Source organism: Cellulosimicrobium sp. 4261, assembly GCF_040546915.1.
Classification (GTDB): domain Bacteria; phylum Actinomycetota; class Actinomycetes; order Actinomycetales; family Cellulomonadaceae; genus Cellulosimicrobium; species Cellulosimicrobium cinnabarinum.
This window is the reverse complement of record NZ_JBEPOQ010000026.1, coordinates 1-24,435: the sequence shown is the minus strand read 5'-3', so window position 1 is coordinate 24,435 and position 24,435 is coordinate 1. Positions and strand designations below refer to the sequence as shown.

The 24,435-nt window shown below is 71.1% G+C and carries 25 protein-coding genes and 1 tRNA gene; 12 read left to right on the top strand and 14 right to left on the bottom strand.

Features of this window, described 5'->3' with window-relative positions:
* Positions 1-95 precede the first annotated feature (95 nt).
* Positions 96-314: an integrase core domain-containing protein gene (locus ABIE39_RS18565; RefSeq protein ID WP_354053000.1), complete on the top strand. Its 219-nt coding sequence runs from the start codon at positions 96-98 to the stop codon at positions 312-314.
* Between the two features lie 115 nt (positions 315-429).
* Here the strand turns inward: ABIE39_RS18565 and ABIE39_RS18560 are convergent, their stop codons facing one another.
* Positions 430-1,053, bottom strand: a complete 624-nt coding sequence (locus ABIE39_RS18560; RefSeq protein WP_354052994.1) for a hypothetical protein — start codon at positions 1,051-1,053, stop codon at positions 430-432.
* Positions 1,054-1,602: 549 nt separating this feature from the next.
* On the opposite strand from ABIE39_RS18560, the gene ABIE39_RS18555 reads away from it, so the two are divergent.
* Positions 1,603-1,833 carry a hypothetical protein gene (locus ABIE39_RS18555; protein WP_354052992.1) on the top strand — a complete coding sequence of 77 codons (231 nt, stop codon included), beginning with the start codon at positions 1,603-1,605 and terminating at the stop codon, positions 1,831-1,833.
* Positions 1,834-2,218: 385 nt separating this feature from the next.
* Here ABIE39_RS18555 and ABIE39_RS18550 read toward each other — a convergent pair whose 3' ends face one another.
* The 3 genes from ABIE39_RS18550 to ABIE39_RS18540 all read right to left on the bottom strand — a co-directional run bounded on the left by ABIE39_RS18550 (position 2,219) and on the right by ABIE39_RS18540 (position 5,757).
* Complete coding sequence (locus tag ABIE39_RS18550) at positions 2,219-3,142, bottom strand: hypothetical protein (protein WP_354052991.1); 924 nt, start codon at positions 3,140-3,142, stop codon at positions 2,219-2,221.
* Positions 3,143-3,254: 112 nt separating this feature from the next.
* Entirely contained in the window at positions 3,255-4,052 is a 798-nt protein-coding gene (locus ABIE39_RS18545; RefSeq protein ID WP_354052989.1) for an HNH endonuclease, read from the bottom strand.
* 52 nt (positions 4,053-4,104) lie between these two features.
* Positions 4,105-5,757, bottom strand: a complete 1,653-nt coding sequence (locus tag ABIE39_RS18540) for an AAA family ATPase (RefSeq protein ID WP_354052987.1) — start codon at positions 5,755-5,757, stop codon at positions 4,105-4,107.
* Positions 5,758-6,533: 776 nt separating this feature from the next.
* On the opposite strand from ABIE39_RS18540, the gene ABIE39_RS18535 reads away from it, so the two are divergent.
* The gene (locus ABIE39_RS18535) at positions 6,534-6,902 is read left to right on the top strand and encodes a hypothetical protein (RefSeq protein ID WP_354052985.1); all 369 of its coding nucleotides are present in this window, start codon (positions 6,534-6,536) and stop codon (positions 6,900-6,902) included.
* Positions 6,903-7,141: 239 nt separating this feature from the next.
* On the opposite strand, the gene ABIE39_RS18530 is transcribed toward ABIE39_RS18535, so the two are convergent.
* Positions 7,142-7,214, bottom strand: a tRNA-Arg gene (locus tag ABIE39_RS18530).
* Positions 7,215-7,318: 104 nt separating this feature from the next.
* On the opposite strand from ABIE39_RS18530, the gene uriH reads away from it, so the two are divergent.
* Entirely contained in the window at positions 7,319-8,323 is a 1,005-nt protein-coding gene (gene uriH / locus ABIE39_RS18525) for a uridine-preferring nucleoside hydrolase UriH (RefSeq protein ID WP_354052983.1), read from the top strand.
* 17 nt (positions 8,324-8,340) lie between these two features.
* On the opposite strand, the gene ehuA is transcribed toward uriH, so the two are convergent.
* The 4 genes from ehuA to ABIE39_RS18505 form a co-directional block, all read right to left on the bottom strand.
* The gene (gene ehuA, locus ABIE39_RS18520) at positions 8,341-9,102 is read right to left on the bottom strand and encodes an ectoine/hydroxyectoine ABC transporter ATP-binding protein EhuA (protein WP_175008958.1); all 762 of its coding nucleotides are present in this window, start codon (positions 9,100-9,102) and stop codon (positions 8,341-8,343) included.
* Between the two features lie 85 nt (positions 9,103-9,187).
* Entirely contained in the window at positions 9,188-9,829 is a 642-nt protein-coding gene (gene ehuD, locus ABIE39_RS18515) for an ectoine/hydroxyectoine ABC transporter permease subunit EhuD (RefSeq protein WP_251176970.1), read from the bottom strand.
* Positions 9,826-10,554 (bottom strand): ectoine/hydroxyectoine ABC transporter permease subunit EhuC, encoded by a 729-nt coding sequence (gene ehuC, locus ABIE39_RS18510; RefSeq protein WP_175008960.1) that lies wholly within the window; start codon positions 10,552-10,554, stop codon positions 9,826-9,828. The genes ehuD and ehuC overlap by 4 nt, the downstream gene beginning before the upstream one ends.
* Before the next feature lie 10 nt (positions 10,555-10,564).
* Positions 10,565-11,524: a transporter substrate-binding domain-containing protein gene (locus ABIE39_RS18505; protein WP_175008961.1), complete on the bottom strand. Its 960-nt coding sequence runs from the start codon at positions 11,522-11,524 to the stop codon at positions 10,565-10,567.
* A 233-nt stretch (positions 11,525-11,757) separates the two neighbouring features.
* Between ABIE39_RS18505 and ABIE39_RS18500 the strand changes: the two genes are divergently transcribed.
* The gene (locus tag ABIE39_RS18500; RefSeq protein ID WP_051028107.1) at positions 11,758-12,522 is read left to right on the top strand and encodes a GntR family transcriptional regulator; all 765 of its coding nucleotides are present in this window, start codon (positions 11,758-11,760) and stop codon (positions 12,520-12,522) included.
* A gap of 28 nt (positions 12,523-12,550) precedes the next feature.
* On the opposite strand, the gene ABIE39_RS18495 is transcribed toward ABIE39_RS18500, so the two are convergent.
* Positions 12,551-13,090, bottom strand: a complete 540-nt coding sequence (locus ABIE39_RS18495; protein ID WP_186381263.1) for a dihydrofolate reductase — start codon at positions 13,088-13,090, stop codon at positions 12,551-12,553.
* The gene (locus tag ABIE39_RS18490; RefSeq protein ID WP_085388668.1) at positions 13,090-13,884 is read right to left on the bottom strand and encodes a thymidylate synthase; all 795 of its coding nucleotides are present in this window, start codon (positions 13,882-13,884) and stop codon (positions 13,090-13,092) included. Before ABIE39_RS18490 ends, ABIE39_RS18495 begins: the two co-directional genes overlap by 1 nt.
* 268 nt (positions 13,885-14,152) lie before the next feature.
* Between ABIE39_RS18490 and ABIE39_RS18485 the strand changes: the two genes are divergently transcribed.
* Positions 14,153-15,574, top strand: a complete 1,422-nt coding sequence (locus ABIE39_RS18485; protein ID WP_354052980.1) for an NAD(P)/FAD-dependent oxidoreductase — start codon at positions 14,153-14,155, stop codon at positions 15,572-15,574.
* Positions 15,575-15,593: 19 nt separating this feature from the next.
* On the opposite strand, the gene ABIE39_RS18480 is transcribed toward ABIE39_RS18485, so the two are convergent.
* The gene (locus ABIE39_RS18480) at positions 15,594-16,502 is read right to left on the bottom strand and encodes an RNA polymerase sigma-70 factor (protein ID WP_175008963.1); all 909 of its coding nucleotides are present in this window, start codon (positions 16,500-16,502) and stop codon (positions 15,594-15,596) included.
* Between the two features lie 53 nt (positions 16,503-16,555).
* Complete coding sequence (locus ABIE39_RS18475) at positions 16,556-17,299, bottom strand: SDR family oxidoreductase (protein WP_085387411.1); 744 nt, start codon at positions 17,297-17,299, stop codon at positions 16,556-16,558.
* A gap of 165 nt (positions 17,300-17,464) precedes the next feature.
* Here ABIE39_RS18475 and ABIE39_RS18470 point away from each other — a divergent pair, with 165 nt between their 5' ends.
* From ABIE39_RS18470 to ABIE39_RS18460, 3 genes are read left to right on the top strand one after another with little or no spacing between them, the layout of a single operon-like run.
* Entirely contained in the window at positions 17,465-17,983 is a 519-nt protein-coding gene (locus ABIE39_RS18470; protein ID WP_354052977.1) for an OsmC family protein, read from the top strand.
* Between the two features lie 22 nt (positions 17,984-18,005).
* Entirely contained in the window at positions 18,006-18,923 is a 918-nt protein-coding gene (locus tag ABIE39_RS18465) for a hypothetical protein (protein ID WP_255437212.1), read from the top strand.
* Between the two features lie 11 nt (positions 18,924-18,934).
* Entirely contained in the window at positions 18,935-19,411 is a 477-nt protein-coding gene (locus ABIE39_RS18460) for an SRPBCC family protein (RefSeq protein ID WP_354052975.1), read from the top strand.
* A gap of 100 nt (positions 19,412-19,511) precedes the next feature.
* Here ABIE39_RS18460 and ABIE39_RS18455 read toward each other — a convergent pair whose 3' ends face one another.
* On the bottom strand, positions 19,512-20,438 hold the full coding sequence (locus ABIE39_RS18455) for a PadR family transcriptional regulator (protein ID WP_354052974.1): 927 nt from the start codon (positions 20,436-20,438) through the stop codon (positions 19,512-19,514).
* Positions 20,439-20,745: 307 nt separating this feature from the next.
* Between ABIE39_RS18455 and ddaH the strand changes: the two genes are divergently transcribed.
* Genes ddaH through ABIE39_RS18440 form a run of 3 tightly spaced genes read left to right on the top strand, consistent with a single transcriptional unit; the run spans position 20,746 to position 24,270 of the window.
* Positions 20,746-21,675: a dimethylargininase gene (gene ddaH, locus ABIE39_RS18450; RefSeq protein ID WP_209829454.1), complete on the top strand. Its 930-nt coding sequence runs from the start codon at positions 20,746-20,748 to the stop codon at positions 21,673-21,675.
* The gene (gene rocD, locus ABIE39_RS18445) at positions 21,672-22,976 is read left to right on the top strand and encodes an ornithine--oxo-acid transaminase (protein WP_209829453.1); all 1,305 of its coding nucleotides are present in this window, start codon (positions 21,672-21,674) and stop codon (positions 22,974-22,976) included. The genes ddaH and rocD overlap by 4 nt, the downstream gene beginning before the upstream one ends.
* Before the next feature lie 10 nt (positions 22,977-22,986).
* On the top strand, positions 22,987-24,270 hold the full coding sequence (locus ABIE39_RS18440; RefSeq protein ID WP_354052972.1) for an aspartate aminotransferase type Ic: 1,284 nt from the start codon (positions 22,987-22,989) through the stop codon (positions 24,268-24,270).
* The last annotated feature ends 165 nt before the right edge of the window (positions 24,271-24,435 follow it).

Genomic DNA, 24,435 nt, shown 5'->3' with positions numbered 1-24,435 from the left:
CTTGAACTCAGGCGGGAACTTCTTAGGCACAACGACATCCTTCCAGCAGGACCTCGACCCGCAGATGGAGTGTCAACCGTTCCTGCAGCAGTCCCATCATCGGGCTGTTCAAGAACGAGTGCATCAGACCCGGCCCCTTGGCGACCGGACCGCTGAAGAACCTGAACGACGTCGAGATGGCGACCATGGCCTGGGTCGACTGGTGGAACCACCGCCGACTGCACTCCACCCTCGCGATGCTCACCCCGGCCGAGGCCGAAGCAGCCCACTACGCTGCAACCACTGCCCTCCACCCGGAGCCGCAGCCAGCATGAAGACGGCACGAAACCCGTGACGGTTCAACATGGTTGGCGGCGGTCTCGGGCGTTCGGCGGGCGCCCGGGCTGTCGTGAATCGGCGCATCACTCTTGCCCTACCTCAAGCGCCCGCTCACTCATGGCCGTGCACGCCTGTCGGAGTGCTGATGGCAACCACGGCGCGACGGAACCTCTCACGCTTCTCACGCTCCCAGGACGCGTACGCACCCACAGGGGTTGGGGCGACCCCCTCGCGCATCTGGGTGAACTGGTCGGCGTACTCACCACCAGACTGCGTGTAGGCGCCCGTGAACTCGTCCAGGACCGCCCAGCAGTCCCTCCCAATGGCGCTCAACCCTTCGAGGGTGGTGTCCCAGGGCGCGACTCCCTCGCCGGGCGGGTCCGTTCTTTGCCTGCTGAGGTGCACGACGTGCTTCGACGTTGCCACCCAGACGCTCTCGAGCCGTTCAGTCAGCTCCCCGGACGGTTGCCACGCGGGGAGGAAGTCGCGTGCGGTGTAGTCCCGTGGGGGCATCTTCACGAAGAACTCTGTGATGCTCCTGGCTGAGACGTAGAACGCTGACCTGCACCCGAAGAACGCGGGGTTCGTCAGGGTGGACTGGGCAAGCCACGAGCTGTCGCACGCGAACTGCGGTAGGTCGCGGACGTCGAGGAACGCGTGCGCAAGGTGGTCGACCACGCGGGCGAGGGGCGGTTGGGCGAAGTACTCGGCGAGGTCGGCTTCGTCTGGTTCCACGATCGCACCGTAGCCCTTGAGAGCCGACCAACCGACCAGCATCACATGCCGGTGTGATGAGACGAAACCACGGTCGTCCGGTCTCACCTCGGAAGCACACGGGGAGGGCTGTCCACAGGGATGGCCCTGGCCTGTACGGCGTGTCGCCAGACTGTTTTTCTTCCACAACCCTGAGGAAGGCATCAACCCAGGTCACAGACGCGCCAGTGGCTGTCCACAGGAAAACTCTGAGAGTTGTCCACACCTGTGTACACACCGTCTCCACAGGTCAGGAGGCTGCGTCCACAGGCAGACGACCCTGTGTCCACCAGGTCGTGCACAGGGTCGTTTGCGCAGGTCACCGCCGGGCTCTAGCGTCATTGCCACAACAGCACTCGAACACGGGTACGACCCACAGGCTGGAAAAACCCGGACCCTCGTGCTGTACGTTCGAAACACCGGCCAGCACCTGCTGGACCCGGACAGCACGACGGCCCGCCACCCTTGTACGAATCGGCCAAGAAACGAGACAGGGGCACGGGCCGCCAACACCCAGGAAGGTGTACACCGATGATCGCACACCCTGTAAAGAGCGACTTCCCCGAGCCCAGCCCTGACGAGCTGGAGGCGCGCGCCACTCTCGCCCTGTCGCTGCTGAACTGGCGCAACACCCGGCTCAGGCACACGATCCACCTCGCCATCGCAGCCCTCCTCGGCGCTGGGATCGATGACCTCGTGGAGATCGACCAGTTCGACCGGGGCGACTACCCGGACCCGGACGACCTCACCCTCGGGGCCTGAGCCACGGGAGCCCACCGGCATTCGGCTGGTGGGCTCCCACCCAAGCTGCGACTAGGATGACGGCAGGCCGGGCAACCGGACGCAGACTTCCGTTCTGGGAGAGTCTGACCCCCGCGATGTGCGCAGGACTCGCTGTGTCTGCCGCCGTCGCTCTCAGCATCGCAACCGTGATCCGCATGCTGAAGAGCGAAGGGAGGCGCAGGATGATCGATCTGATCACGACAGGTCTTGGCCTCGTCGCAGACGCCATCACCATCTCAACCGCACTAGGGGTCAGCGCTGCCCGAAACCGTTAGCCCCGGGGGCCTTGCGGCGGGTGCGGTGGCGAGTCTCTGCCCGCCGAAGACATGCAGGACGCAGAATCACCACGGCCTGGTGCGTAGCCCTACCCGGGCAGCAGTTCCAGCGCTCGTTCGATCTGCTCGACGACGACCCCACCCAACGCTCCCCCGGCACCGGCGACGATGGTGGTCTTGATCTTCGCCAGGACGGCTCGGAACAGTCCTGGTTCCTTCGCAGGGTCGGTGCTGCGCGCCTGGTCGAGTGCGTCGGTGAGAGCCGCCCGGTCTGCACCCGCCTGGACGAGCGCTTCGAGGGTCTCACGCACGAGGTCCAACGCCTTGGTCGCGGCTGCGACCGCCTGCGGGTCGACAGTCGTGGCTGTCTGGTTGACGTTGTTGCTACCGACAGCGGCGTTCGACACCGGCCCGTTGAACTGGGTGTTGAACGTCTGCTGCACGGGTGCGGCGTTCGGGCTGTTCACGTCACTACCACTCTCGACCACCTGGGCCCCCTTCGCTGTGATGCTTGGGCGCGGGATGCCCCCACCCCAGGACCCCTGCCCGTCGATGTGCCCGTTCTCTCTAAGCCACCTGGACGCCTGGTGCAGTTCGCTCTTGCTGAATGGCTGTCCGTGGAACTGGTTGTGCTCAGAGTCCAGGAAGCGATCCAGGGTCGGGTGAGCACCAAGCCCCTGGTCGTAGATCCAGTGCAGCAGAGCGTTCCGAACAGCCTTGTTGCGCTCTACCGTCGACGAGCGCACCCGGCGCACCCGTTCGACCAGGTCTTCACCAGCCGGGAGGAGGATGCCGCCGTTGAGCCCTGCGATGCTCGCCCACGACGCGACAAGCCCTGTATCCACCAGAGCCTGCAACGCGTCCTGGACCTGCTCGGCACCAAGCTCGCCGTTCAGAGGCTCGATCGGAGTCTCCTGGGAGGACGAACGGCCTGGGGCGTCGTACAAGAACTCCAGCACACGCAACTGCCTCGTGCGGGTTGCTGACAGAACAGGTGCTTCGAGCAGTTTCATCGCCACCTCCCACATGTTCGGAACAAAAGGCAAACATACCAGCGCTTGAGTCAAGACAACGTAGACCCGGGGCCCGTGTAAGCGGCACACTATTTCGCCGATAGTGATTGGGCTACCCAGCATCCTCTTGCAGGTAACCCCCATTGACATACCAATCGCTGGCCAAAAGCGTGTAGTAGAGAACCGCCTCCCACTCGTTGGCCCCTGCGCCTTCAGCCGTTCTGGCAAGTTCCTGGAGATGCTCCCGGATAGTGTCAGCCGTGAAGGAGTCGCGAATAAAACGACTTCGGGCCGCGTTCAATTTCTTGATCGACAGCTTCGAGTAGAGCTCAGCGAGGCGAAGCCCGTCGAACTCGTAAACGATCCTCTGGGCCAAGAGCGGATCACAAGACCCCTCTGGCTCAGCCCTGAACCGAACCACAGTGGGAGGCCCGGGCACGACCTCGGCACGAAGCCAACGCATCTCCGGGCTGATTGGGAAAGGCCGGGAGTAGGGGTGCAGATACTGCTCGCCAGGCTCGGGTGAGAAGGCATCCAACATAGTCTTGTTGCACGCCATGCAAGCGGGCACGAGGTTCCAAGGTTCGATGGACAGAGCCGGAATCTTGCTCTTTGGCACGAAGTGATCGACAGTGCCCACATCCCTGTGATTACAGTACGGACAGACTCCGTCGATCGGCCCTCGAATCTTGATCTCGTGGTAGAGATCACGCGCAGCCCCGTCCGTCGAGTCGGCGACATGATTCCTATACAACCATTGCAGATCCTTGCCCGTAACCTCGCCTGTTGAATAGTTGGCACTTAGACATCGTTCTGCTGAGCCACCGTGGACCAACCCTTGAAAATGTGCGCTATTCTCCTCCAGGGAGGGCAAGGCGCGCCATACCTTTGCCACCAGATCCTGTTTCACCGTCGTGCTGACCGCGAGCGTGGCAAGTTCGGTCGCAGTCGGCCTGGGCGGATTAGCGGGCCACATCGCGGCGAGGAGTCTTGTTCAGCATGATCGCACGCAGGATTCCGCGTCCCTCAATGCCTAATTGGCCCCCAAGTAGCGACAACGCTTCCTCATATGTTTCCGACCGCATCGCTGTCTCGCGCAACAAGGTGTGAAACCCAGTCGCTTCAACCTCCAGGCCGAAGACCTCATCAGTCAGAGTCCCTACATTCTCACCAAATGTCTCCCGAGCAGGGCGGTCGACCTTCAGCACTCTCCCGCTTCGACGCATGATAGAAACGCATGAGCGCGGAACCTCCTGCAGCACAACGGGCGAGTGGGTGGAGATCACCGCCATTCCGTTCTGCGTGACAAGCAGGTCACTGATCGCGCGGATAAACGAAGAGAGCAGCGGGGGATGAAGATGCGCCTCAGGCTCGTCAACTACAACCAAGGTCCGCTCATGGACCGATTCAACAAGCTGAACCATTGTCAAAAGCGCGATCGCATGGCCGGAGCTCAGCCGCTTGAGGAAGATGTGCTGCGCATTCGCTATAATTTCCTCATATTCGATACCGTCATGGTCGAGAGCGTGCTCACCCCCTGGCTCCGCGACACCAATAATCTCACCAATCGATGCCTCAAAGAATATGGGGTCGCCCTCGAGCATCTTCAGCGCGCGACGCAATCTGTGTAGACGTGCTCCCCTGAGACAGACGCGAAGTGAATCTGCCAGATCCTTTGCTAGCCGCTCGCGGTCCTTTAGGCGGGTTTCCGTCTCAGGAAGAGAGTCATCCGATACCCCACCTGGAGAATCAAGCGCTTCAAGCGTCTCGCCCTCCTTCGGTTCACGGAGGCCGATGTAGCGGTATGTCAATTCGTGCACCGTAACCTTTGACTGCTCTTCCTTCGGGTGGACGAATTTGTCAAAGGCGCTAAACGACACGGTCACGAGGTTGGCCAACTGGGCTGCGGGGCCGGGGTCTGCCGTCCTGGACCTTTCATGCATTGCGAGGACCAGGTTCATCAGAGCCGTCGTCTTCCCAACACCATTACGCCCAATGACGACGTGGACGTTTGTGGGAGGCGTTGAGTTCGGGGTGACCTGGAAACTCAGCACTTCTTCTGGGTTATCGTCCGATGGGCGAAACCTGAACCGGTACGCGCGGGGAATCGACTCGCGTCCGTGCGCCAGATCCGCGAACTTTTCTTTGACAGTCGTGATTGGGACCGCCCTGAGCAGCGACTTCTGGAGCACCGGCTCGCCCTCAGCGTCGGCCAGGAGGGTGAGGTCATATGCCACGTCTCGCAGAGCCTGGAGCACTTGATCCCGCAGGGGCGCCCCGCCGATTCTTGCGAGGTTTTTGTAGAACTCCTCGTCTTGTGCCAACGAGAAGAACTCTCCCGGATCGAGTTCGGTAAAGCGTTCGGGGAGAGACGGTGAACGGTAGATCGTCCCGCGGTCGTCCGAGAATGCTGTCTCACTGCCGACGAGCCCTCGCTGACCGATCTTAGTCGTACCGATGTCTCGCGGTGCCGCATTTGGCGCTACGTAACTGACGATATACTCAGTCTGGAACTGGAACCAGTCGTCCCAATAGGTAGCAGACAGGGTGATCGTAGGTTCGGAAACCTCTTCCACAGCAGCGCGCCCCGGCGCGAAGGTTAGAAACTGGACCATCAAGCCCCCTCTGCGTGTGTCTCCATCGTTGACCGTACTTGCGGTCATGCGGCGATACCCCGAAGGCGCGAGAGACATACCCGCTTGTGTCGACGTGCACCAACGCTCAGACCGTCAGGTTCGGGTTCTCAACGCCGCCTCCGCGTCGCCAGAGAGCGAGCGAGGGCGTCGTTGCCAATCCTGCCTAGAATTCAGCGCTCATCGTATGGGCAAGAGGTCCGCCCACCAGAACCGCATCGGGTGAACTTCCGCGCGAACACCCGCCTGGCGGACGGTTCGTACGGTTCGCGCCGCCAGCAGTACCGTCGTCGGTGTGGCAGACGAGCACACGGTGACACCTTCCAGCCTGGCGCGAGAGCTGGGCGTGTCTGGGTCTGCGGTGCGCCGGTGGTTGAGAGAGAACTACGGCCGCACCGGGACCGTCTGGGCGCTGGACCCGGTGACTGTCGAACGGTTGCGCGAACACTTCACCGCGACCGCTGCCGCCCGTGAGTCGCGTGTTTCCGTGTGTCAGGTGGACGGGTGTGACCGGGCTGCGACGGGGCGCGGGTGGTGCCGGATGCACTACAACCGGTGGTACCGGACAGGGACGACCGACAAGGGTGACGGCGCAGACCATCAGAGGTCGAAGACTCACTGCCCTGCCGGGCACGCTTACGACGCCGCCAACACGGTGGTGTTCGCGTCAGACGGGCGGCGAAGGTGCCGTGCTTGCCGAAAGGCGCAGCAGCGCATCTGATCGAACGTGTGTTCGAGTGGTGGCGTAGGCTCGTGGGGTGGGTGAGCAAGACGACGCGCGGCGGTTGATCCGCCGCAAGCGGGAGGAGCGGGCGGGGTTGACGGCGTCCGCACCTCGCCCGGGCCAGCTGGAGGACCGGCCTTGGTCGCAGCGCAGGCCCTTGAACTACGAGTCGCCCGGTAGGGCACCTGTGCGCCCGTCGGGCGACCTGCCGGTGATCGCCAGACTCTTGTGGGAGACGCACGAGGAGCTGTTGCCTGCCAGGGCGATCAGGTGGACCGCCACCCATGTGATGGTGGTGGTGAAGGCTCTGACTCCCCCGTACAACCAGCACGAGCTGGTGGTGTGGCTGCGAGTGGAGGACGTGTTCCGCACCATCCCGCGCAGACCCCCCGCCAGGCCGTGACAGGTCCGCAGACCGCTCCCCCGCACCTCCCCCGACCCCTTGTGCGGTGCCCGGCTGGTGGGTGTTTGACACGCGCACCCGGCTCTCCCCGGGGGAGGTTTGGGGGAGCCTCAGAAGTAACAAGTTTGTATAAGTACAGGTCAGAGCGTCGCAGTTTTTCGCAGTTTCCTCCCCCGCCCGGGGAGCCACCAGAGCCAGGGTGTCAACAGAAAGTGCCCGTGACCTGCGGTTTTACTCGGTGCGCCTGGCCAGATTCGAACTGGCGACACCCGCTTTAGGAGAGCGGTGCTCTATCCCCTGAGCTACAGGCGCGTGGCCCCGGGTCAGGGCCGCAGCACAGCCTAGCCGTCACGGGCGCCCGGAGGCGAAGCGCCCCGGCGGCCGCCCCGGCCCCGGGGACGCGCGAGGATGGGTCGATGTCCGCTCACGTCCCGGCCCAGCCCGTCCCGCCGACCCCTGACTCCCGGACGACCCCGCCCCGCCGGATCGTCCTCGACTGCGACCCCGGCCACGACGACGCGATCGCGATGCTCCTCGCGCACGGGAGCCCCGCCGTCGACCTGGTCGCGGTGACGACGGTCGCCGGGAACCAGACGCTCGAGAAGGTGACCCGGAACGCGCTCGCCGTCGCGGAGCTCGCCGGGATCGACGTCCCGGTCGCCGCCGGGTGCGACCGTCCGCTCGTCCGGCCCCGGATCGTCGCGCCGGACATCCACGGCGACTCGGGCATGGACGGGCCGGTGCTGCCCGCCCCGCGGCGCGCCGTCGACGACCGGCACGCGGTGGACCTCATCATCGAGACGGTCCTGGCGGCCGAGCCGGGCGAGATCACGCTCGTGCCGACGGGCCCGCTGACGAACGTCGCGATGGCGGCGCGCAAGGAGCCGCGGATCGTGCCGCGCGTCCGCGAGGTCGTCCTCGTGGGCGGCGGGTACCACGTGGGCAACCGGACGCCCGTCGCGGAGTTCAACGTCCTCGCGGACCCGGAGGCGGCGCGCGTCGTGCTCACCGAGGCGTGGCCGGTGACGATGGTCGGTCTCGACCTCACGCACCAGGCCGTCGCGACGGCGGACGTGCGCGACGGCATCGCCGCGCTCGGCACCGCCCCGGCCCGGTTCGTCGGCGAGCTGCTCGACTTCTACGGCACGACGTACCGCACCGCCCAGGGTTTCCCCTCCCCGCCCGTGCACGACCCGTGCGCGGTCGCGTACGTCGTCGACCCGTCGGTCATGACGACGCGCCGCGCCCCGCTGGACGTCGAGCTGCACGGCGGCCTGACGACCGGCATGACCGTCGCCGACCTGCGCGGCGACGAGCCCGGCCCCGAGGAGTGCCGCACACAGGTCGCGGTCACCCTCGACCACGCCCGGTTCTGGGACCTCGTGCTCGACGCGCTCGGGCGCGTCGGCGAGCCTGCCTGAGCCGGGTCGCCGACTGCTCAGGCCCCGAGGACGGCGCGGAGGAACTCCTGGGTGCGCTCGTGCCGCGGCGAGGTGAACATCGTCTCGGGGTCGGCCTCCTCGACGATGCGACCGTGGTCGAACATGAGCACCCGGTGCGAGACCTCGCGCGCGAACTGCATCTCGTGCGTGACGATGAGCATCGTGATGTCCGTCGTCTCCGCGACCTCGCGCAGGACGCCGAGCACGTCGGCGACGATCTCGGGGTCGAGGGCGGACGTCACCTCGTCGAGGAGCAGGATCTCCGGGTCCATCGCCAGCGCGCGCGCGATCGCGACACGCTGCTGCTGGCCGCCGGACAGCTGCGTGCAGCGGGCGTCGCGCTTGTCCGCGAGCCCGACCTGCTCGAGCAGCTCCTCCGCACGGACCGTCGCCTGCGCTCGGGTGAGGCCGAGCACGTGCATCGGCGCCTCGATGATGTTCTCCAGCACGGACATGTTCGGAAAGAGATTGAACTGCTGGAAGACCATCCCGACGCGGCGGCGGATCGGCCTCCGACGCTTCTCGGGGATCGCGACCCGCTTCCCGTTCCGCATCTCGTGCGTGTACGGGTCGCCGTCGACGAGGATGATCCCGCCGTCCGCCTCCTCGAGGGTCATGAGGAGCCGCAGGATCGTCGTCTTCCCGGACCCGGAGGGTCCGATGAGCGTGACCCGGTCGCCGCGCGCGACGCGGAAGTCGAGCCCGTCGAGCACGGTGTTGTCGCCGAAGCTCTTGACGACGCCCCGGAACTCGATCATGGGAACCACGTCGGGGTCGCCGGAGACCGTCCGAGCGGGGGACGTCGCAGGTACCGGCGCGCGGGCACCCTCGGGGGCAGTGGTCTCAGGCAAGGCGATTCTCCAATCTGCGGACGAGGAGCGATGTCGGGTAGCTCGCCAGGAGGAAGAGCAGGCCGACCATCGTGAGCGCCTCGGTGTAGACGAACGTGCGGGCCCCGAACTGCTGCGCGGCAGTGAACATCTCCACGACGCTGATCGCGAAGAGGAACGGGGTCTCCTTGAACATGGAGACGGCGTAGTTCCCCAGCCCCGGCAGCGTCTTGCGGATCGCCTGCGGCAGCACGACCGCGCGCCACACGCGCGACCGAGGCAGGTCGAGCGCCTTCGCGGCCTCCCACTGGCCGCGGGGGACGGCGTCGATCCCCGCCCGGTAGACCTCCGACATGTAGGTCGCGTAGTGCACGCCGAGCACCGCGCAGCCGACCACCAGCGCCGGGACGCCCGGCAGCATGAGGTAGACGAACACGAGCTGCACGAGCAGCGGCGTCGACCGGACGAACTCCACGACGAGGCCCACCGGGGCGCTGACCCACCGCGACGGCGAGCGTCGCACGAGCGCGACGACGAGGCCGAGCACCGCGGCGATCGCCGTGCCGACGACCGTCGCGAGCAGCGTGACGCGAAAGCCCTCCAGGATCGGCGGGAGCGCCTGGGCGGCGCGCTCCCAGCTCCAGACGTCGCTCATGCGGCACCTCCCCTCGCCGTGGCGGGGACCGGTGCGAGACGGAGCACCTCACGAAGAGACGGTCCGCGGCCGAGCCGGTGCTTCGCCCGGACCTCGAGGGCGTTCATGCCGAGCGTCAGCGCGTAGGCGAGCGCGAAGTAGACGAGCAGACCCACGGAGTAGGAGAAGAACGTGTCCTGCGTGCTGCGGCGGAGCTGCTCGATGAAGTAGTTGACGTCGTGCAGCAGGATGTAGGTGGCGAGGGCAGACCCCTTGAGGAGCTGGATCAGCAGGTTGGTCAGCAGCGGGATCATGAGCGCCCACGCCTGAGGCAGGATCACGCGGCGCAGCCGGTGCACGGGACCGAGGTCGAGCGCGACCGCCGCCTCCCACTGCCCGCGCGGCACGGCGTTGATCGACCCGCGGACCACCTCGGCGCCGTACGCGCCGTAGTTGAGCCCGAGCGCGAGGATGCCGCACGCGAGGGACTCCATGCGGAAGCCGAAGACTGGCAGGACGTAGAAGAGCCAGAAGAGCTGGACGACGAGCGACGTGCCGCGGAAGAACTCCACGACGACGCGTGACGGGCCACGGACCCACAGGCGGTGCGCACGCGAGCCGAGACCGAGCAGCAGCGCCAGGACGAGAGCGAGCGCGGCACCGCCCAGCGTGAGCTGGAGGGTGACCAGCACGCCCTCGCCGAGCCGCGGCAGCGCGTCGAGCAGCGTGCTGAGGTTGTCGGACACCCGGCGTCCCTCAGGAGTCCGCGCCGAGCTCCGGGGCGAGCTCGGTGGCGAGGGCGTCGAGGTCGCCGGCGCAGAGCTTCTCCGTGGTGAGGCCCTCCACGGGACGCTCGGACGCGGTGAAGCCGAACTCCCCCACGATCTCCAGATAGCGGTCCTCGTCGGCGACGATCTCGGCGAGCTTCTCGTTGTACGCCTCGAGCAGCGCGGTGTCGCTCGTGCGGAAGACCGTCCCGCCGGCACCGATCTGGGGGACGCCGTCGATCTCGGCGACGAACGACTCGGTGACCTCGACCGGGGCGTCGGAGCTGTCCGCGAGGTGGTTGAGCGAGATGCCGGTGAGGGCGAAGGCGTCCGCGCGCCCGGCGACGACGGCGTCGAGGCCGTCCTGCGGCGAGCCGACCTCGAGGTTCTCGATGCCGAGCTCTCGGGCGTAGTCGCCCTCGATGGCACCCGTCATCGTTGCCAGCCGGACACCCGCGTCGGCGGCGGACTGCATGTCCGTCAGGCCGTCAGGGTTCCCCGCGGGCGTCATGAACGCGGTGGTGTACATGAACTCCGGCTCGCTGAAGGCGGCTTGCGCGCAACGGTCCGGGAGGATCGACATCCCGGCGCTGACGGCGTCGAACCGGTTCGCGGTGAGCCCCGGGATGAGGGAGCCGAACTCGGTGTTCACACCCTCGACCGTCTCGATCCCCAGCTCGGCGAAGATCGCGCGGTGGAGCGCGACGGTCGCCCCGGTGAGCTCCCCACCCTCCTCGTAGCTGTAGGGGGCCTCCCCGGCGAAGCCGACGGTGATGGTGCCGCGGTCCTGGAGCGCCTCCAGCGCGCCGCCGTCCGCGGACGCGGTCCCGGGCTCGCCGGCGCCACCCCCGTCGACGCTCGTGCAGGCCGCGGTGGCGGCGAGGAGGACGACGGTGCCGGCACCCAGCAGGGCGCGGCGCCGGTGCGCGGTGGTTCGCGTGGAAGTCATGGTTCCCTTCGTGCCCGTCGACGCCGGGGCGTGACGGTCATGGCTGGTTGGACGGTCGACCACGTTAGCCTTCTGTCGACCGTTCGACAATCGAACGGTCAGAGCGTCTGATTGTCTACAATCGATGCCCACGTGCGCGTTCGTCCGATCGAGCGTCGCCGACAGGGGATGATGTGATACCCGATCGTGACCTCGATCGACCGCACGACCACGACCTCGGAGGGAGAGAGCCGATGAGCCCGGCCTCGCGCGCACCGCTCACCGCACCGTTCCTCTCGCCGGTGACCCGACCCTCGACGGTCGACCTCATCGCGCGCGAGCTGCGCGACGCGATCTACTCCGGCGCGCTGCGCGTCGGCTCACCCATCCGCGAGGTCGAGATCGCCGGGCAGCTCGGCGTGAGCCGCGGCCCCTTCCGCGAGGCGGCCCAGCGGCTGGTCCAGGAGGGCCTGCTCACCGCGACGCCGGGACGCGGCCTGAGCGTCGTGACCATCGGGCGCGACCGCATCCCCGCGCTCTACGCCGCGCGCACCAGCGTCGAGACCGCCGCGGCGCGGCTCGCCGTCGCCCGCGCCTCCGAGACCGACGTCGCGTCCGTCCGCACCGCGTACGACGCGCTCGTCACGGCCGGAGCCTCCCAGGACCCTCGCCGCATCGGCGACGCCGACCTCAACCTGCACTGGGCGCTCGTCGCGGCGGGAGGGAACCCGTGGCTCCTGCGGTGGATGACCACCCTCATCGTCGAGGTGCGCGTCGCCAGCTTCACCGTGAGCGACGAGTACGCCGTGCGTGCCGACTCGGCGGCGTCCCACGAGGAGATCGTGACCCGCCTCGAGCAGCGGGACGCCGACGGCCTGGTCACGGCGATCACCGCCAACCTGGACGCGGCGGTCGCGCGGCTCACCGCCCCGCAGGACGCCGACGTCGAGACGCTCGAGGAGCCCCACCCCGTCCCGCCGCCGCGCCTCGACCCCATCGAACCGACCGGCCTGCTCTGACCCGCACGCTGCGGTCGCGCGGGTCTGATCAGCGAGACACGACGACGACGCGGTACCGCGTGCCCGTCTGCGAGACCTGCCACTCCCCGACGTCTCGCACGCTGCCCGCGGGGATCTCGGGCGCGTACGTGTCACCCTCGACCACGGTGTCGATCTCGGTGACCACGCACCGGTCCGCGTCGGCGACGGTCGCGGCGTAGAGCTGGGCGCCGCCCATGACCCACACCTCGTCGGAGCCGCTCGCGCGGGCCGCGGCGCGAGCGTCCGCGAGCGCCGCGTCGACCGACCCGGCCACGCGCACGGGCGCGCCGCCCTCGCCGGCGGGGCGGCCGCCGTCGGGCACCCATGCCTCCTGGCGCGTGACGACGACGTTGAGGCGCCCCGGCAGGGGCCGGAACCGCGGCGGGAGCGAGTCCCACGTGCGGCGGCCCATGACCACGGGGTGGCCCGACGTGACGCGTCGGAAGTGCGCGAGGTCCTCGGGCAGGTGCCACGGCATGGTGCCGCCCGCGCCGATGACGGGCCGCCCGGCGGCGTCGCGCGCCTGGGCCCAGATCAGTCCCAGCATCAGACCGCGATCGGCGCCTTGATCGTCGGGTGGTGCTGGTACCCGACGACCTCGATGTCCTCGTACTCGTAGGCGTCGATCGAGTCGCGGGGCGCGAGGCGCAGGGTCGGGTACGGGTACGGGTCGCGCGTGAGCTGCTCGCGCACCTGCTCGACGTGGTTGTCGTAGATGTGCACGTCGCCGCCGGTCCAGACGAAGTCGCCGACCTCGAGGCCGGTCTGCGCGGCGACCATGTGGACGAGCAGCGCGTACGACGCGATGTTGAACGGCACGCCGAGGAACAGGTCTGCCGAGCGCTGGTAGAGCTGGCACGACAGCTTCCCGTCGGCCACGTAGAACTGGAAGAACGCGTGGCACGGCGGCAGCGCCATGTTCTCGATCTCCCCGACGTTCCACGCGGAGACGATGTGCCGCCGCGAGTCGGGGTTCGCCTTGATCTGCTCGATCACCTGCGCGACCTGGTCGACGTGGCGGCCGTCCGGCGTCGGCCACGAGCGCCACTGCACGCCGTAGACGGGTCCGAGCTCGCCGTCGGCGTCGGCCCACTCGTCCCAGATGCGCACGCCGCGCTCCTGCAGCCAGCGCACGTTCGAGTCGCCGCGCAGGAACCACAGCAGCTCGTACGCGACGGACTTGAGGTGCACGCGCTTGGTCGTGACGAGCGGGAAGCCCTGCGCGAGGTCGAACCGGAGCTGGCGGCCGAACACGCTGCGCGTGCCGGTCCCCGTGCGGTCGCCCTTGGGCGTGCCGTGCGCGAGGACGTCGCGCAGGAGGTCCTCGTACGGGGTGGGCACGGGCCCGGGCGCGCTGCCCGACGGCGCACGCTCGCCCTCGGTCGCCACGGCAAGGGTCGAGGAGGGTGCGTCGGGGGCCACGGTCGCCAGTGTCGGTCGTCGCCACGGGGTGGGTCAAACACCGCGGCCGGCCGGTCCCCACGTCGACGGTCCGCGACCTCGCGGCCTCGCGGCCGGCGTGACGCACGTCATGTCACGCGACGACGTCCGGATCGGTCGGAGGGGTAGGGACGTCGGAGAGGCGCCCACAAGCACCAGGAGGCTCGTGATGGAACGGATCGTCGTCGTCGGCGGGGGCTACGCCGGGTTCACCGTGGCCCGGGAGCTCGAGAAGGACCTGCGGCGCGAGCTGCGGCGCGGCGAGGTCGAGCTCGTCCTGGTCGACCCCCGCCCGTACATGACCTATCAGCCGTTCCTGCCCGAGGTGGTCGCGGGCTCGGTCGAGGCACGCCACGCAGCGGTCTCGCACCGACGCCACCTGCGCCGGACGCGCCTCGTCGACGGCACGGTCACGCGCATCGACCACGCGGACCGCGCGGTCGTCGTGCAGCCCCGGTCCGGTCCGGCGTACCGGCTGCCGTACGGCACCGTGGTCGTCACCGCAGGCGCGGTGACGCGAGTCTTCCCCGTCCCGGGCGTCGCAGAGCACGCGATCGGCCTCAAGCACGTCGAGGAGGCCGTCGCCGTCCGAGACCGCCTGCTCACGTCGTTCGACCGTGCCGCGAGCCTGCCGCGGGGTCCGGAGCGCGAGCGCCTGCTCACCGTGACGTTCGTCGGCGGCGGGTTCTCCGGGGTCGAGGGCTTCGCCGAGCTCCTGTCGCTCGCGCACGACCTCCTGCACCTCTACCCCGAGATCGCGGCGCCCGAGGTGCAGTTCCACCTCGTCGAGCGGAGCCCACGGATCCTGCCCGAGGTCACCGACCGCCCCGGCCGCTGGGTGGTCGGCCGGCTCGAGGCCCGCGGGGCGCACGTCCACCTGGGCGCCGGGCTCGAGTCGGCCGAGGGCGGCGTCGTCCGGCTCTCGACCGGGGAGGAGTTCGCCTCGGGCCTCCTCGTGTGGACGGCGGGGAACGCCGCGAACCCCGTCGTCGCGACGCACACCGACCTGCCCGTGGATGCTCGGGGGTACGTCGTCACGCGAGCGGACCTCCGGGTCGGCACCGGCGACGAGTTCGTCCCGGACGCCTGGGCCGCGGGAGACGGGGCAGCCGTGCCGGATCTCTCGACCGCCCGACCGGGTGCGCTCACCGTGCCCAACGCGCAGCACGCCGTGCGGCAGGGGCGACGCCTCGCGCGCAACCTGGTCGCCGTCCGACGTGGGCGCCGGACCCACCCCTACCGGCACGGCAGCCTCGGTATCGTGGCGACGCTCGGGATCGGGACGGGCCTGTTCGAGTACCGCGGGCTCGTCGTGCGCGGCGCGCTCGCCTGGCTCGCGCACCGCGGGTACCACGTGCTCGCGATCCCCACCTGGGAGCGGAAGGTCCGGGTCCTGGCGGTCTGGCTGACCGCGGCGATCTTCGGGCGCGACGTCGTCTCGCTCAGCGCCGTGCAGCGTCCGCGCGCCGCGTTCGTCGCAGGCGTGCCGCGGGCGGACGTCGGCTCCACCGAGGCGAGCACCGCCGGGCACGCCGACGCCGCGGCACGGGCTGCGGCGACGCACGGCGACGAGCCGGCTCGCGTCGCCTGAGGCGGTACGCGGCCGCGCGTCAGCCCGCGGCCGCGTAGCCGCCGAGCTTCTCCGGGTTCACCTGGAGATACACGTGCTCGATCCCGCGCGCCGTCACGTCGAGCGACACCAGGGCGAACGGCGCGTCGTCGACGACGACGAGGAGCGCGGGGCGACCGTTCGCCTCGACGACGTGCACCACGGCGTCCGCCCAGTACTTGCGCCACACGTTGTCGAGGAACAGCGACACCCGCGCGAGTCCGACGAGCTCGACGCGCGACGCGTGCACCTTCCCGCCGCCGTCAGGGCGGGCGACCACGTCGTCGGCCAGGTACCGCTCGAAGCGGGCCAGGTCGCCGTCGTGCGCGGCGGCCACGAACTCGTCGAGCAGCCGACGGTGCTCTCCGGGGTCGACCGGGACCGCCGGGCGCGCGCCGAGCCGCTCCCGCGCCCGACGCGCGAGCTGCCGGGCGTTCGCCTCCGTCAGGTCGAGGATCTCCGCGACGCGCCGGTACGGGTAGTCGAACGCCTCGCGGAGCACGTAGACGGCGCGCTCGACCGGCCCGAGCCGTTCGAGCAGCACGAGGGTCGCGATCTCGAGCGCCTCGGCCCGCTCCGCGCCCAGGGCGGGGTCGTCCGAGGTGTCGACGGGCTCGGGGAGCCACGGACCCACGTACGTCTCGCGGCGCGCACGGGCGGACGTCGCGGCGTTGATCGCGAGCCGCGTCACCGTCGTCGTGAGGAACGCCGCCGGGTTCCGCACCACGGACCGGTCCGTGCCCTGCCAGCGGACCCACGCCTCCTGCACGACGTCCTCCGCCTCCGTCGCGCTGCCGAGCATGCGGTAGGCGATGCCGAAGAGCCGGGACCGGACGCTCAGGAACGCGTCGAGAGCCCCCTCGTCCTCCCGGACGACGGGGCTCTCGGGCGTTCGTGGGCCGAGACTCATGCCGCCACGCTACGACGCGGACCAGGCTCGCGCGGCCCTGCCGCACGACGACGTCACGCGACGCGCTCCGCGTGCTGCGCGAAGGTCGTGGCACCTCGCAGGGACTCCCCCCGGGGCACGAGCGCGTCCTCGACGAGCTGCGCCCCGAAGTAGGTCGCCTCCGGGTCCGCGACCACCTCCCGGTCGTCGCCCTGCGCCGCGAGCGCCTCGCGGACGAACTCGTCGAAGCGGAACCGCTCCGGCCCCGCGAGCTCGACGACGTCCGCGAGCGGCACACCCGTCGCGACGTCGGCCACGGTGCGCGCGACGTCCGCCGAGGCGACGGGCTGGAACGCGACGGGCGGGATGTGCACCACGCCGCCGACGGTCGCGCCGTCCGCGATGGAGCGCGCGAACTCGAAGAACTGCGTCGCGCGCACGACCGACCACCCGTGCCCGGAAGCACGCACGAGCCGCTCCTGGGCGACCTTGGCCCGCAGGTAGCCGGCGTCGGTCCGGTCCGTGCCGACGATCGACAGGACGACGTGGTGCCCGATCCCGGCGCGGGCCTCCGCGTCGAGGAGCGTGCGGGTGGACGTCTCGAAGAACCGCAGGACGTCGTCGTCCGCGAACGACGGCGAGTTCGACACGTCGACGACCACGTCCGCACCCGCGAGCGCCTCGTCGACACCCGCGCCGGACAACGTGTCCACGCCGGTGCTGGGCGCGGCGACGACCACCTCGTGCCCGGCGTCGCGCACGTCCTGCACGACCTGGCTCCCGATCAGCCCGGTGCCTCCGACGACGACGACTCTCATGATGTCTCCTCTCTCCGGCGCGGCGGGTGCCGCGCACCACTCTCACGACCGGACGACCGTCCCCGGTGTGACAGGCACGCGCGCGGGAATCGCGCGCGCCCGCCGTTCGTTCCCCGGAGGGCGGACGCCCCGACGCCGCGACCCGACGAGTGCGAGGATTCACGCATGACGACGCAGCCTGCCGACAGCTCCCTCGACGCCGCCGACGAGGCCGCGCACGACGTCCCCGCGCCGTCGCCCGCCCCGGCCGACGCGCTGTGGGTCGAGCGCACGGGCACCCGCACGTACACGGGCCGGTCGGCGCGCGGCGCCGAGGTCTCGATCGGCCCGGCGAGCGAGGGTGCGGTGTTCACGCCCGGCGAGCTGCTGAAGATCGCCCTCGCCGCGTGCGCGGGCATGAGCACGGACCGCACGTTCGCCCGCCGCCTCGGCGACGACTACGCCGTGACGATCCACGTCCAGGGCGACAAGCTCCTCGAGGAGGAGCGCTACCCGAAGATCACGGGCACGTACGACATCGACCTCACGTCGCTCGACGACGACGCGCGCGACCGTCTCGTCACCGTCGCCGCGCGAGCGATCGACAAGGCGTGCACGGTAGGACGGACGGTCAAGGCCGGCGCCGAGGTCGAGTACCTGTTCCAGCCGGAGGGTGCCGGCCGCGAGGTCGAGACCCAGGCCTGACCACGGGATGACGGGAGGCGCCATGGCGCACCAGCAGGACCCCTCGAGAAGCCCCGTGCCGCGCGGCGGCGCGCCCGAGTACGGGACCCCGCCCCGGGAGCCCGGGCGCAGGGACCTGTCGACGCAGGACGCGGTCGAGTGGTCCGCCTACCGGCCGACCCCGCTGCTCGACGCCGCGCTCGACAAGGCCGTGACCATCCCGTCGCACGTCATCCGGGCGCACGTCGACTCGGTGCGCCGTCGCAACCCCGAGGCGAGCCCTGCGCAGATCGTCCGGATCCTCGAGCGCGAGTACCTGCTCGTCATCCAGACGGCGGGCGGCGCCGTCGGCGCGGCGGCCGCCTTCCCTGCGGTCGGGACGGGGGTGGGGATCGCGCTGACGTCGAGCGACGTCGCGACGTTCTTCGCGTCCTCGGCGGCCTTCGCGCTCGCCGTGGCGGACGTGCACGGCATCGCGGTGGACGACGTCGGCCGCCGTCGGGCGCTCCTGCTCGCCACGGTGCTCGGCGAGAAGGGCGCGCGCGACGTCGAGCGCGCGACCCAGGGGTCCGGCCTCGCGTGGGGCAAGGTGCTCCTCACGAGCATGCCCGCCGGGACGCTCGTCAAGGTCAACAAGGCGCTCGGCAACCGGTTCCTGCGCACCCAGCTCGCGAAGCAGTCCGGGCTCGCGCTCGGCCGGCTCGTGCCGTTCGGCGTCGGTGCCGTCGTGGGCGTGGCGGGGGCGCGGGCGCTCGGGCACGGCGTGATCGCCCAGTCGCGGCGCGCGTTCGGTCCGCCGCCGTCGGTGTTCGGCCGGCTCCTCGAGGTCGTGGAGTCGCCCGTGCAGGACGCGTCGCCGCGGCTCGTCCCCGTCCCCGAGGACGCGGGACCGCGCCGCCGTCGTCGGCTGCTGCCGGGGCGGGGGCGTCGCGACCGCTCCCCCGCCCGCGACGCCGAGTGACGACCCGGGGCGTGCGGCGCGTCGCCGTCGCGCGCGAGCTCGACGTCGACGCGTCCGTCGCGTTCGCGTGGGTCGCGGACCCGCGGACCCATCCGCGGTTCATCCCCCTCACGGTGATGACGACCCCGGCGGGCCGGGGCCCCGAGGTGGGCGACCGGTTCACCATGGTGAGCGGCCCGCTCGTCCGCCGCACGGGCCGCGGCTTCCCGGACCGCATGGTCGTCGAGTCGCTCGACCGCCCGTCCGTGGCGGCGGGCCGCCCGGGCAGCACGCGGATCCGCAAGCTGGGTCCGGCGCTGCTCGGCGACGCGGGCTTCGAGGTCGTACCGCTCGGCACGGGCCGCTGCCGGGTCGTGTGGTGGGAGGAGGCCTACCTCGCCGGGCCTGTCCCCCGCGAGGTCACCGCGCCCCTCGTCGGGGCCGCGCTGCGCGTCATGATGCACGTGTCGCTGCGCCGCCTCGACGCGCGTCTGCGCGCCCGCCGGTAGGTCGCCGGCGGCCCGCCGCCCCGCGGACGCGACGGAACCGGGGCCGCGCCGCACCGACCAGCGCCGGTGCTGCGCGACCCCGGGTCCGCGGTAGGGGAGGTCAGGCCGTCGGCCCGTCCTCGACCGGCGCGTCCTCCACCGGGCTGCCCGACGGCGCACGCTCGCCCGCAGCGGTCGCCGTGGCACCCGGGGCTGTGCCGGGCGTGGCATCGGGCACGGCCGGGCCCGCGAGGATCAGGTAGAGCTCGCGGCGCGTGCGCTCGAGGAGCTCCGCCGCGGCCGTCGTCTGCTCGTCCGTGCCGGTGCGGGCGACCTGGTGGACCGCCGCAGCCACGGCCTCGACGCCCGCGCGCAGCTCGCGCCGCGGGCGGCCGCCGCGACCGGCGGCGTCGGCGAACGGGTCGCCCAGCTCACTGGCGTGCTCCGCGACGTACGCGGCGCCCGCCTCGGTGAGCGTCGCGAGACGGCGCCCGCCGTCGGCCGAGAGCTCGACGAGCCCCTCGTCCTGGAGCAGGTTCAGCGCCGGGTAGACCGCGCCCGGGCTCGGGCGCCACTGGCCCTCGCTGCGCTCCGCGATCTCCTGGATGACCTGGTACCCGTGCATGGGCTGCTCGGCGAGGAGCAGCAGGACGGCGGCACGGACGTCGCCGCGGCCCGCGCGCCCGGGGCCGCGACCGCGGCCCCCGTGCCGGCGACCGCCGTGACCCGGCCCGAAGCCGGGACCGCCCGGGCCGAACCCGGGGCCTCCCGGACCGGGGCCGAACCCGCGACGCTCGTCAGCCGGGCCGCCGGGGCCGAAGCCTCGGCCGCCGTCGGCCGGTCCGCCGAACCCGCGCCCGCCACCGCGGCGGGCTCCGCCGCGGCCACGGGGGCCGTCGCCGCGGAACCACGCCGCGTCGTCGGGCACGGGCGGGAAGCCGTCACGACGACGGCGGTCCGGGCGCGGCCCGGGTCGCTCGCCGAACGGCTGGGACATGTTCTGGACGTTCTCCGGGGTCGTGCCCCGGTGCTGGTGTGCGTGGTGCATGAGTGGTGTCTCCTGTGCGTGTGATCGAGGGCTCCGGGTGATCCGCGGAGCGTGGCGGGCCGGTCCGGCCGCGCGGTCGTCGCGAGCCACGTGGCGAGCTCAGCGATACGGTAACGATATATCGATAGAATATCGCTGTCAACACCCTTGTCGCTCGCGCGCCGTCCCAGGACGCGCACACCTCCCGGACGTACGCTGACTTCCAGCAGCCAACCGGCAGCCCACCAGCAGCACCGGACGCATCCCCCGTCCGGCACCCACCCGGGCCGCACCACCCCGGCGGCCCGGCTCCCGCGAGGAGGCGGCGATGCGCCCAGGCCAGCCCCGGCACTACCTGATGTGCCGGCCGACGTACTTCACCGTCAGCTACGAGATCAACCCCTGGATGGACCGGCGCACGCCGGTCGACACCGCGCTCGCCGTCGCGCAGTGGGAACGCCTGCGCGACACCTTCCGCGACCTCGGCCACACCGTCGAGACGATCGACCCCGTCCCCGGCCTCCCGGACATGGTCTACGCGGCCAACGGCGCGACCGTCGTCGACGGTCTCGTGTACTCCGCGCGCTTCACCCACCCCGAGCGGGGGCCCGAGGGCCCCGCCTACCTCAAGTGGTTCGCCGACCACGGGTACGTCACCCACCTCGCGGAGCACGTCAACGAGGGCGAGGGCGACCTTCTGGTGGCGGGCGACGTCGTGCTCGCCGGCACCGGCTTCCGCACCGACCGCGCCGCGCACGCCGAGGCCGCGGCCCTGTGGGGCCGGGAGGTCGTGACGCTCGAGCTCGTGGACCCGCGGTTCTACCACCTCGACACGGCCCTCACGGTGCTGCGCGGCAACGAGGGCAGCACCGGCGCCCCCGTGCCCGAGGACGGCGCGCGCCCCGCCGACGCCGCCCACCCCGCGCTCACCGGCCCGCCGCCCGTCGACGTCGTCTACCTGCCCGCCGCGTTCTCCCCCGCCGCCCAGGAGGTTCTGCGCGAGCGCTACCCCGACGCGCTCCTCGCGACCGAGGAGGACGCCGCCGTGCTCGGGCTCAACGCCGTGAGCGACGGGACGCACGTCGTGCACTCGCCGCGCGCGGACCGGCTCGCCGGGGCGCTGCGCGAGCGCGGCTACGAGACGGTCGCGGTGGACACGTCGGAGCTCCTGCGCGGCGGGGGCGGGGCGAAGTGCTGCACGCTCGAGGTCCGCGAGCCCGCCGTCCATGCCCCGGCGCCGTCCGGGAGCGCGTCGTGACCGCCCAGGAGTTCCGCGCGTCGGGCAGCGGCACGGGCGGGAGCCACGCCGAGGGCCGGCTCGACGGCGGCCGTCGGGGTGACGGCAGCGGCGGCGGCGCGCTCGCGCACAACTACCACCCGCTGCCCGTGACGGTCGCGAGCGCCGAGGGGTCGTGGGTCACCGACGTGACCGGTCGCCGCTACCTCGACCTCCTCGCGGGGTACTCGGCGCTCAACTTCGGGCACCGGCACCCCGCGCTCGTCGACGCCGCCACACGCCAGCTCGGCCGCGTCACCCTCACGTCGCGGGCGTTCGACCACGACCTCCTGCACCCGTTCGCCGAGGCGCTCGCCGCGCTCGTCGGGCCGCTCACCACGGGCGGCGAAGACTCCCTCGTGCTCCCGATGAACACGGGCGCGGAGGCCGTCGAGACCGCGATCAAGACGGCGCGCAAGTGGGGCTACGACGCCAAGGGCGTGCCCCCGGGCGAGGCGACCGTCGTCGTCGGCTCCGGGAACTTCCACGGCCGCACGACGACGATCGTGTCGTTCTCCGACGACCCCGACGCCCGGCGCGGGTTCGACCCGTACACGCCGGGGTTCCGGCTCGTGCCCTACGGCGACGCCGACGCGGTCGCCGCCGCGATCGACGACACGACCGTCGCGGTGCTCCTGGAGCCGGTGCAGGGCGAGTCCGGCGTCGTCGTGCCGCCCGACGACTACTGGCCGCGCCTGCGCGCGATCACGACCGCGCGGGACGTGCTCCTCGTGGCCGACGAGATCCAGTCCGGCCTCGGGCGCGCCGGTGCGACGCTCGCGACCGAGACGTGGGGCGTGCGGCCCGACCTCGTGACCCTCGGCAAGGCGCTCGGCGGCGGGATCGTGCCGGTCTCGGCCGTCGTCGGACGGCGCGACGTGCTCGAGGTGCTCACGCCCGGGACGCACGGCAGCACGTTCGGCGGCAACCCGCTCGCGTGCGCGGTCGGGCTCGCCGTCGTCGAGCTCCTGCGCACGGGCGAGCCGCAGCGGCGGGCGCGCGAGCTCGGCGCCGGGTTCCAGGACCGTCTCGCCGGGCTCGTCGACGCGGGCCTGCTCGACGACGTCCGCGGCCTCGGCCTGTGGGCGGGCCTCGACCTCGACCCCGCCCGGGGGACAGGACGCGACCTGTGCGAGGCGCTGCTCGCGCGCGGCGTCCTCGCCAAGGACACGCACGGCTCGACCATCCGCCTCGCTCCCCCGCTCACGATCACGACCGAGGATCTCGAGACCGGGCTGTCCGCCCTGGAGGACGCCCTGACGGACCTGGCGCGGGGTCGGTAGAGTCCGGAGGGTGACCACGCCCGAGCCCACCGCACCCGGTACCACCACCCTCGCGTCGTCCCTCGACGACCTGCGTCGCGCGTACGCCGACCTGCAGGCGCTGGGGCTGAAGCTCGACCTGACGCGCGGCAAGCCCTCGGCCGAGCAGCTCGACCTCTCCGAGGCCCTGCTCGCGCTCCCGGGCGAGGGTGTGCACACGGACGCCGACGGCACGGACGTGCGCAACTACGGCGGCCTCGACGGGCTGCGGCAGCTCCGGCGCATCTTCGCCGAGCTGCTCGGCGTGCCGGTCGAGCAGCTCCTCGCGGGCGGCAACGCGAGCCTCACCCTCATGTACGACACGCTCGCGTACGCGACGCTCTTCGGCGTCCCCGGCTCCGAGCGTCCGTGGGGCCGCGAAGAGAAGGTCCGCTGGATCTGCCCCGTGCCCGGCTACGACCGCCACTTCTCGGTGTGCGAGGCGCTCGGCATCGAGATGGTCACCGTCCCCATGACGGCGGACGGCCCCGACGCCGCGGCCGTCGCCGCGCTCGTCGCCGACGACCCCACGATCAAGGGCATGTGGGTCGTGCCGACGTACGCCAACCCGGACGGCTCGGTCGTCACCGAGGAGGTCGCGCGGGCGCTCGTGTCCGTGCCCGCCGCCGCCCCCGACTTCCGCATCCTCTGGGACAACGCGTACGCGCTGCACCACCTCACCGACGACGAGGTGACGAGCGCCGACGCGATCGGGCTCGCCGCGCAGGCCGGGCACCCCGACCGTGTGATCCTCTACGCCTCGACGTCGAAGATCACGTTCGCGGGCGCCGGCGTCGCGTTCCTCGCGTCGTCCCCCGCGAACGTCGCCTGGTACAAGAAGCACCTGTCCGCCCAGTCCATCGGCCCGGACAAGGTCAACCAGCTCCGGCACGCGCTGTTCTTCGGCGACGCCGACGGCGTGCGCACCCACATGCGCAAGCACCGCGACATCATCGCCCCCAAGTTCGACGCCGTGACGCGCATCCTCGCCGACCGTCTCGGCGGCACGGGCGTCGCGTCGTGGACCGAGCCGAAGGGCGGCTACTTCGTCAGCCTCGAGGTCGTGCCGGGCACCGCGTCGCGCGTCGTCGAGCTCGCGAAGGCCGCCGGCATCGCGCTCACGCCCGCGGGCGCCCCGTTCCCCTACGGCCAGGACCCGGAGGACAAGGTCCTCCGCCTCGCCCCGACCCTCCCCCCGATCGAGGAGGTCCGCGTCGCGATGGACGGCGTCGCGACGTGCGTCCTCCTCGCTGCCGCGGAGCACGCCGCGAAGTAGCCGGTCCCCCTCCCTCCCCCTTCCTCCGCCGAGCAGGCGGGGGGGGGGGGGGGCGGGGGGGCGGGGCCCCCCCCCCCCCCCCGGGGGGCCGGGGGGGGCCCCCGCCCGGGCCGGCGGGGGGGGGGACCCCCCCCCGGGGGAGCCCCGGGGCGGGGGGTGGGGCGG